We start from the raw sequence: 7566 nt of genomic DNA, 5'->3' as shown, positions 1-7566 counted from the left end.
CCCATGAAGCTCTCGGCCGAATCCCTCCGGTCGAGTACCGTGTCAAACTGTTCCCCAACCTCTACTTCTGACTGGCTCAGGAAATCGAGGGGACTTCAACTTCGTTGCGACACGTAGACAGAAGAGCACCTCCGGGTCTGTCGTACACATGGATAACGACATCAGGGACCTGCATGAGAGCCTTTGAAGAACTCTCCTCGATGATCTCGACCTCATCAGTTTCCGGTAGCGGCATGAGGAACTGGAAGGCGCCTTCCCAGGCCAGCGCTGCTGATGCTTCGTCTTCTGCACTTTCGGCCAACTGAGCTGCGTCGTTCAGCGCCGCCAACCGCGTGAGAAAGGCCTCCCAAGCTTCTTGTGGTATTCGGTTGAGGTCCTCTTCGGCGTCTACCGGATTCGGGACTCTGCGGTCATTCGCAAGGCGTTCATAGAGCTTCCCTACAACAAGACCGAGGGCTGTGTCGTCCGAGATCCCCCAAAAGCGCTCCGCCCACATCTCACGGCAGGCTTCCGCAGCCAGAATGGTTAGTAGTACTGAGCTCGGGCGAGCGGATGCTGCATCTTGGAACTCGATCGCCGCCCAGGCTTTGAGGTACCTGACCAGTCGCCTTAACTGGTCTCTGTGCTCGTGATCGACTACGTCCCGAAACCACTTGTGCAATGGCTTGGGATCGCTCTCTTCCCACTTGCCGGACAAGCACGCCAGGCGCCTCTGGTCAGATGCAGAATCAAGGTGGTACGTGGGGGTATCGATGTGAAACTGCTGGCTGTAGATCGCCCGCGAGCACCGCTCTTTCGGAGGGTCGACCACATCCACCGTCTCTCCCGCGTGGGAAACGTACTGCTGTAGCTCGCTCTGAACCCAAGCTCGCAGTTGCTTGGCTGTTGGACTAGCCTGGTTGGAGGTTTTGTCCCACGAAAAATACACGCCCACATCGACGTCATAGCTTTCGCCCCTATGTAGAGGCTTTATGAGAGTCCCATACCGATACGAACCTTGGAGAAGAGTTGAAACCGGGTACCCCCACACCGAAAGACGCTCACATAGGTAGCTCGCGAGTGCGTTCCACTGCTCTTGGAGGAAGTCCAACTGCTCAGGCGTTGGAGTGATCCGCCCGTACAGGGTATGGGTTGCCGAACCATTGAAGAGCCGTTGTGCTTTTCCCATCGAGTGCTCCGAGCGTATGCGTTCTCTACACAGACTCCAGGACATGCCGCAATCCGAAATCTGAAATGAGAACGGTTGAGGCTTTCTAGCGTACCAAGCCGAAAACCAGCAGCCAGGGGTCTGTAAGAACCTGCAGAAAAAGGCTATGTGCCTAGCTGCGCTCGGTCACTCACCGCGCTACATCGCCCGGTTATGCAGAAGCAGCCTGCCGCTGCGACGCATAGAGCCATCCGCAACGATTTTTGACGCACCTATGAAGGCATAGGACCACATGGAATTACGCCTCGTGGCTCGTGATGTTGACGCCTGTTTCTAAGTCGACCAGTCCGCAAAAAACTCGCCAGGCACGAACGCTCAGACATCCGACCTTGCGGCTGGTGCAGCTGCACTGCAATTCAGCGAGCCCGCTGGCTGCAGGAAGGCCAGTCTCACCAGCCATGGCTACGGGCGGCTGAACCGGCCTTCTCTGGCTGTCAGCTGACCAGAATTGGCTTGCATCGAGGGCAGGTAAATCAAAACGCGCACCCGAAGAAAAGTCAACGAAATCAACGAAGTTCCTGAAACCACTGCAGGAGTTGATTACCTTAGCCAGCCACGGTCTTCACGGCCATCACCTGGCGGGTCCTCAGTCCTCGACGAACGCTTCTTCGCGCTTCTTCTTGATGGATGGCAGCAGCACGATGGCCAGCAACACCAGCGCCGCGACCAGCAGCGACGCCGAGATCGGCCGGGTCACGAACACGCTCCAGTCGCCGCGGGAAATCAACAGCGCGCGGCGCAGGTATTCCTCCATCATCGGACCCAGGATGAAGCCCAGCAGCAGCGGCGCCGGCTCACAGCCCAGCTTGATGAAGCCATAGCCGATCAGGCCGAACAGCGCCACCATCCAGATGTCGAAGTTGTTGTTGTTCGTCGAGTACACGCCGATGGCGCAGAACAGGATGATGGCCGGGAACAGCCAGCGGTAAGGCACGGTCAGCAGCTTGATCCAGATGCCGATCAGCGGCAGGTTCAGGATCACCAGCATGGCGTTGCCGATCCACATGGACGCAATCAGGCCCCAGAACAGTTCCGGGTTGCTGCTCATCACCTGCGGGCCCGGCTGGATGTTGTGGATGGTCATGGCACCCACCATCAGCGCCATCACGGCGTTGGGCGGGATGCCCAGCGTCAGCAGCGGGATGAAGGAGGTCTGCGAGCCCGCGTTGTTGGCCGACTCGGGGGCCGCCACACCGCGGATGTTGCCCTGGCCGAAAGGAACCTCGCCCGGCTTGAGCTTGGTCTTCTTCTCGATCGTGTAGGCCGCAAACGACGACAGCAGCGCCCCGCCGCCCGGCAGGATGCCCAGCACCGCACCGAGCGACGTGCCGCGGATCACCGCCGGCAGCATGTTCTTGAAGTCCTCGGCCGTGGGCATGATGCCGGTCACCTTGCCGGTGAAGACCTCGCGCTTCTCTTCCGAATGGGAGAGGTTGCTGATGATTTCGCCGTAACCGAACACACCCATGGCGATCACCACGAAGTTGATGCCGTCGGTGAGTTCCGGGATGTCGAAGGTGTAGCGCGCCACACCGGAGTTCACGTCGGTACCCACCAGGCCGACCAGCAGACCCAGCACGATCATGGCCAGCGCCTTGATCAGCGAACCCGAGGCCAGCACCACGGCGCCGATCAGGCCCAGCACCATCAGCGCGAAGTACTCGGACGGACCGAAGCTCAGGGCCACCTCGGTCAGCGGTGGTGCAAAAGCAGCCAGCACCAGGGTGCCGACGCAGCCCGCGAAGAAGGAGCCCAGGCCGGCGGCCGCCAGCGCAGGGCCTGCCCTGCCCTTGCGCGCCATCTGGTAGCCGTCGATCACGGTCACCACCGACGACGATTCCCCCGGCAGGTTCACCAGGATGGCGGTGGTGGAGCCACCGTATTGCGCGCCGTAGTAGATGCCGGCCAGCATGATGAGCGCCGACACCGGCTCCAGGCCGTAGGTGGCCGGCAGCAGCATCGCGATGGTGGCCAGCGGGCCGATGCCCGGCAGAACCCCGATCAGGGTCCCCAGCAGGCAGCCGACGAAGGCATACAGCAGGTTCTGGAAGGTGAACGCGACACCGAATCCCAGCGAGAGGTTGTTGATCAGATCCATGGCAGGGGTCTCCGGGTCAGGCGGTCAGGAACGCAGGCCACACCGGGAACTGCAGGTTGAGCATGTAGACGAAGGCGCCGTAGCTGCCCACCGCCAGCACCGTGGCGAGCACCAGCGAATGCTTGATCTTGCTGCCCGGCTGGGCGAAGCCGGCCACCACCACCAGCACGTACAGCGCCACGATCAGGCCGAAGGCCGGGATGCCCAGCGCAGGCACTCCCACCAGCAGGGCGCCGAACAACAGGTTGGCGCCCAGCACGAAGCACAGAGGGCGCCAGGCGATGGCGCCGACCGGATCGCCATCCGCCCCGCCCTTGCGGAACGACTGGATGGTGATGCTCACGCCGAGCACCGTGAGCAGGATGCCCAGCATCATGGGAAAGTAGCCGGGGCCCATGCGGGCGGCAGCGCCCACCTCGTACTCGCGGGCGCCGAGGGCAAACGAAATGCCCACGATGGTGAACATCAATCCGGACAGGAAATCTTTTTGACTGGCTAACTTCACGAAGTCTCCTCAGGTGGCAGTTGGCCGGGATTGTCCGGTCTGCGCAACACCGGGGAAATGTGGGTTACACCTACTCAGGGGACAAGCCCCGGGCCCTCACCAGGTGCCGCGGGGTTGCCGGGCGCGCACGAAGGCCGCAATGATCTCGGCCGCTTCCGCCCGGTTGGCGCGCTGGGCGAAGTCGATGGCGGTCAGGCCCAGCTGGTTCCTGAGCAAAGGATCGGCCCCCTCCTCCAGCAGCAGCTTGACCACGGTGGTGTTGCCGTACTGGGCCGCCATCATGAGCGGCGTGGACCCATTGGGCGATTCGGCATCGATGTACGCGTGATGCTCCAGCATCAGCCGGGTCATCTCGGGCGCCACCGGGCCGGGAAAGGTGGCAGCGTAGTGCAGCGGGGTCCAGCCGGGCTTGTTCACCTCGGCGCCCCGTTCGATGAGGCGCCGGGCCAGCTCGATCCGGCCCTTGAGGGCGGCGATCATCAACGGCGTTTCACCGGTGGCCGACCGGGTCTCGACCCGGACCTCCGGCCGCGACACCAGAAATGCAGCCGCCCGCCAGGCCTCGGCCTTGAGCGCCAGAAACAGCGGATGCTCGCCCTGCGCATTCACGGTGTTGAGGTCGAACCCTCGGGCCGCCAGGCCCTGCAGGGTGTCGGCATCGTCGCGCTGGATCGCCGAGAAAAAACGCTCGAAGGAATCGGCCAGCACCATGGAAGGCGATACCGCCGCAAGAAAAAATCCCTTCAAAACAAGGCGTTTTTTCATTTTATTGAAGTGATGCTTGAGGTTCAGGATGGGCCGGCACCCGGTTGAACAGGGTGTGGAAATTGGCGCTGGTGGCCTGTGCCACCTCCTCGACCGTCATGCCTCGCAGCTCTGCCAGCTGGCGGGCCACCCAAGGCACCAGTGCCGGGGTGTTGGTCTTCCCCCGGAACGGCACCGGCGCCAGGTAAGGGCTGTCGGTCTCGATCAGCAGCCGGTCCATGGGCACGAAGCGCGCCACATCGCGCAGGTCGGCGGCGTTGCGGAACGTCAGGATACCGGAGAGCGAGATGTAGAAGCCCAGGTCCAGCGCGGCACGCGCCACGGCCTCGGTCTCGGTGAAGCAGTGGAACACGCCGCGGGCCACGTCGCCGCCCGCTGCCTGGCCGGCAAACCCGCCCTCCTCCCTCAGGATGGCCAGCGTGTCGTCCGATGCCGACCGGGTGTGGATCACCAGCGGCAGGTCGGTCTGTCGGGCTGCGCGGATGTGGGTCCGGAACCGTTCCCGCTGCCACTCCATGTCGGCCAGCGAGCGCCCTTCGAGTCGGTAGTAGTCCAGCCCCGTCTCGCCGATGCCCACCACCCGCGGCCGGGCAGCGCCGGCCAGCAGATCGTCGAGCGTGGGCTCCCGCACGCCTTCGTTGTCCGGATGCACACCGACGGTGGCCCAGAGCTGAGGCTGCTTGGTCAGCGCATGCACCGCATCGAACTCCTCCAGCGTGGTGCAGATGCACAGCGCCTGACCGACCTGGGCATCGGCCATGGCCTGGAGGATCTCGGGCAGGCGTTCCCGGAGTTCGGGAAAGCTCAGGTGGCAATGGGAGTCGATGAACATGTCGGTTCGCCAAATGAAGACACCGCCCGTGGCGGTGTCGCAGGTCGGGAGCAGACCGGCTCAGATGGTCTGGGTCGCCCGGTCGGAGCCGATGGAGGCGCCCAGGATCTCCTCGATCTTGAGCTTGAGCTGCCGCGACTTGTCGTCGGCCGGAAACCGGATGCCCACGCCCTGGGTGCGGCCACCCTGGGCCTTGGCGGGGGTCACCCAGGCCACCTTGCCGGCCACCGGGTAGCGCTGCGGATCGTCCGGCAGGCTCAGGAGCACATACACATCGTCGCCCAGCTTGTAGTCGCGCGCCGAGGGGATGAAGATGCCGCCGTCTGCGAACAAGGGGATGTAGGCCGCGTACAGCGCCGCCTTTTCCTTGATGGAGAGCTGGATCACGCTCGGCCGGGCGGCCGACGAAGACGGGTTGGTGCTCATGGGGCGCAGTGTAGCGGCAAGCGCCGCCGACTCATACGGTAGCCCTGAATGACTGAGTCCGTCCCGCCACAGAAACGGCCCCTTTGCCCAGCACCTGACGGGCCCGGGCGGCCCAGGCTTCCTGCATGAGGCCGGCGTTGAAGGGGTGCTCGACCGTGCGCACCGCCTCGCTCAGCTCGCGTGACCAGTTCGCCAGCGTCCGCCATGGCGGCGGTGCGGGCAGGTCGTCGGGGCGGAAATAGCGGGTCGGCGCCCCTGCGGCGTGGGTCATCAGGTCGTGGCAGAGCTTCTGCAGCACCGACAACTGGCGCGCCGGGCCCCAGTCGTACAGGACCGACCAGTCGCCTCTGGCAACCGCCCGCGGGATCGATCGCCAGGCGGCTTCGGTGAGCCCGAGGGTCGACCAGGCCAGCGCATCGGCCGGTCGGCCACCCGATGCGCGCCACCAGACCTGCGCGGTCGAGCGGTCGCCACCCTGCCCGGCCTGGGCCTGAAGCCAGGCCAGCGCCTCTTCTTCGTCGGGCCAGGCCAGCGCATGGGTCTGGCACCGGCTGCGCACCGTGGGCAGCAGCTGGTCGGCTGCTTCGGTGGCCAGCAGGAAGCGCAGATCACCCGCCGGCTCCTCCAGTGTCTTGAGCAGGGCATTGGCCGATTCGGTGTTCAGGCGGTCGGCCGGGAACACCAGCACCGCCTTGGTCCTTCCGCGCGACCGGGTGGTCTGGCCGAATCCGACCGCGTCCCGCGCCGCATCGACTCGGATCCAGCGGCTGGGCTTTCGCTTCTTCTCGTCCAGGTCTTTCTGGGTGGACTCGTCCAGCGGCCAGCCGTGCTCCAGGCACAAGGTCTCGGGCATGAGCACCCGAAGGTCGGCGTGGGTTCGCACGTCGACGGCGTGGCAGCTGCCGCAGGCACCGCAGGCGCCTGAAGGCGATGGGCGCTCGCACAACCATGCCCGCACCAGCGCCAGCCCCAGTTCGTACTGCCCGAGACCGCTCGGGCCCGTGAGCAGGATCGCGTGGCCACGCTGGGCGAGCAGCGCCTCCAGCTGGCGCTGCAGCCACGGCGGCAAGGCTGGCGGCGCCGTCATGCCTGCGCCCCCGGCAGCCAGCCCCGCGCTGCCAGCGCCGCGCGTACCTGTGCGGCGACATGCTCCACAGGCTGGTGGGCATCGACGCGGGCAAAGCGGCCCGGCGCGGCCTCGGCCCGCGCGGCGTAACCGGCCGAGACCCGCTCGAAGAACACCTGCGGCTGGGCTTCGAACCGGTCCGGCACGCGAGCCGAAGCCAGGCGGGATGCAGCCACCTCGGCCGGCAGGTCGAACCAGAGCGTCATGTCGGGCTGGCGGACCGTGTCCTGCGGCGTGGCCTGCACCCAGGCCTCCAGCAACGACAGCACCGGCAGATCGAAGCCCCGGCCGTACCCCTGGTAGGCGAACGTGGCGTCGGTGAAGCGGTCGCACAGCACCACCTCGCCGGCTGCCAGTGCCGGTTCGATCACCTGCTGCAGGTGATCGCGGCGGGCGGCGAACATCAGCAGGGCTTCGGTCAGCGGGTCCATCGGGTCGTTGAGGACCAGCCCGCGCAGCTTTTCGGCCAGGGGCGTGCCCCCGGGCTCACGGGTCAGGCGGACAGAGCGGCCGTGGCGCCGGAATGCATCGGCCACCGCACCGATATGGGTGGACTTGCCGGCACCGTCGATGCCTTCGAACGTGATGAATAGACCGGGCTGCATGA

At 65.1% G+C, this 7566-nt stretch carries 8 protein-coding genes; all 8 read right to left on the bottom strand.

The annotated features are described in order from the left end of the window. Positions 1-76: 76 nt before the first annotated feature. The 8 genes from CAP38_RS04720 to tmk all read right to left on the bottom strand — a co-directional run bounded on the left by CAP38_RS04720 (position 77) and on the right by tmk (position 7564). On the bottom strand, positions 77-1168 hold the full coding sequence (locus tag CAP38_RS04720) for a cyclic GMP-AMP synthase DncV-like nucleotidyltransferase (RefSeq protein WP_143435750.1): 1092 nt from the start codon (positions 1166-1168) through the stop codon (positions 77-79). Positions 1169-1793: 625 nt separating this feature from the next. Continuing rightward, complete coding sequence (locus CAP38_RS04715; RefSeq protein WP_086119680.1) at positions 1794-3305, bottom strand: tripartite tricarboxylate transporter permease; 1512 nt, start codon at positions 3303-3305, stop codon at positions 1794-1796. Between the two features lie 16 nt (positions 3306-3321). Continuing rightward, a complete protein-coding gene (locus CAP38_RS04710; protein ID WP_086119679.1) occupies positions 3322-3810 on the bottom strand; it encodes a tripartite tricarboxylate transporter TctB family protein in 489 nt (162 codons plus the stop codon). Between the two features lie 96 nt (positions 3811-3906). After that, entirely contained in the window at positions 3907-4521 is a 615-nt protein-coding gene (locus tag CAP38_RS04705; protein ID WP_256924264.1) for an ankyrin repeat domain-containing protein, read from the bottom strand. Between the two features lie 55 nt (positions 4522-4576). After that, positions 4577-5407, bottom strand: a complete 831-nt coding sequence (locus CAP38_RS04700) for a TatD family hydrolase (protein ID WP_086119677.1) — start codon at positions 5405-5407, stop codon at positions 4577-4579. Between the two features lie 60 nt (positions 5408-5467). Continuing rightward, positions 5468-5833 carry a PilZ domain-containing protein gene (locus tag CAP38_RS04695; protein WP_086119676.1) on the bottom strand — a complete coding sequence of 122 codons (366 nt, stop codon included), beginning with the start codon at positions 5831-5833 and terminating at the stop codon, positions 5468-5470. A 31-nt stretch (positions 5834-5864) separates the two neighbouring features. Then, positions 5865-6920: a DNA polymerase III subunit delta' gene (locus CAP38_RS04690; RefSeq protein ID WP_086119675.1), complete on the bottom strand. Its 1056-nt coding sequence runs from the start codon at positions 6918-6920 to the stop codon at positions 5865-5867. Next, a complete protein-coding gene (gene tmk / locus CAP38_RS04685; protein ID WP_086119674.1) occupies positions 6917-7564 on the bottom strand; it encodes a dTMP kinase in 648 nt (215 codons plus the stop codon). Before tmk ends, CAP38_RS04690 begins: the two co-directional genes overlap by 4 nt. Positions 7565-7566: the final 2 nt, after the last annotated feature.

It is taken from the genome of Hydrogenophaga sp. IBVHS2 (assembly GCF_002127215.1).
In the GTDB taxonomy this organism is placed as follows: Bacteria; Pseudomonadota; Gammaproteobacteria; order Burkholderiales; family Burkholderiaceae_C; genus Hydrogenophaga.
The sequence above is the reverse complement of the archived record's forward strand: the minus strand, read 5'-3'. Positions and strand labels throughout refer to the sequence as shown.

Excerpts from the sequence above, each read along its gene's own strand:
- CAP38_RS04720 (WP_143435750.1), bottom strand. The coding sequence starts at position 1,168 with ATGGGAAAAGCACAACGGCTCTTCAATGGTTCGGCAACCCATACCCTG.
- CAP38_RS04715 (WP_086119680.1), bottom strand. The coding sequence starts at position 3,305 with ATGGATCTGATCAACAACCTCTCGCTGGGATTCGGTGTCGCGTTCACC.
- CAP38_RS04705 (WP_256924264.1), bottom strand. The coding sequence starts at position 4,521 with ATGGTGCTGGCCGATTCCTTCGAGCGTTTTTTCTCGGCGATCCAGCGC.
- CAP38_RS04700 (WP_086119677.1), bottom strand. The coding sequence starts at position 5,407 with ATGTTCATCGACTCCCATTGCCACCTGAGCTTTCCCGAACTCCGGGAA.
- CAP38_RS04695 (WP_086119676.1), bottom strand. The coding sequence starts at position 5,833 with ATGAGCACCAACCCGTCTTCGTCGGCCGCCCGGCCGAGCGTGATCCAG.
- CAP38_RS04690 (WP_086119675.1), bottom strand. The coding sequence starts at position 6,920 with ATGACGGCGCCGCCAGCCTTGCCGCCGTGGCTGCAGCGCCAGCTGGAG.
- tmk (WP_086119674.1), bottom strand. The coding sequence starts at position 7,564 with ATGCAGCCCGGTCTATTCATCACGTTCGAAGGCATCGACGGTGCCGGC.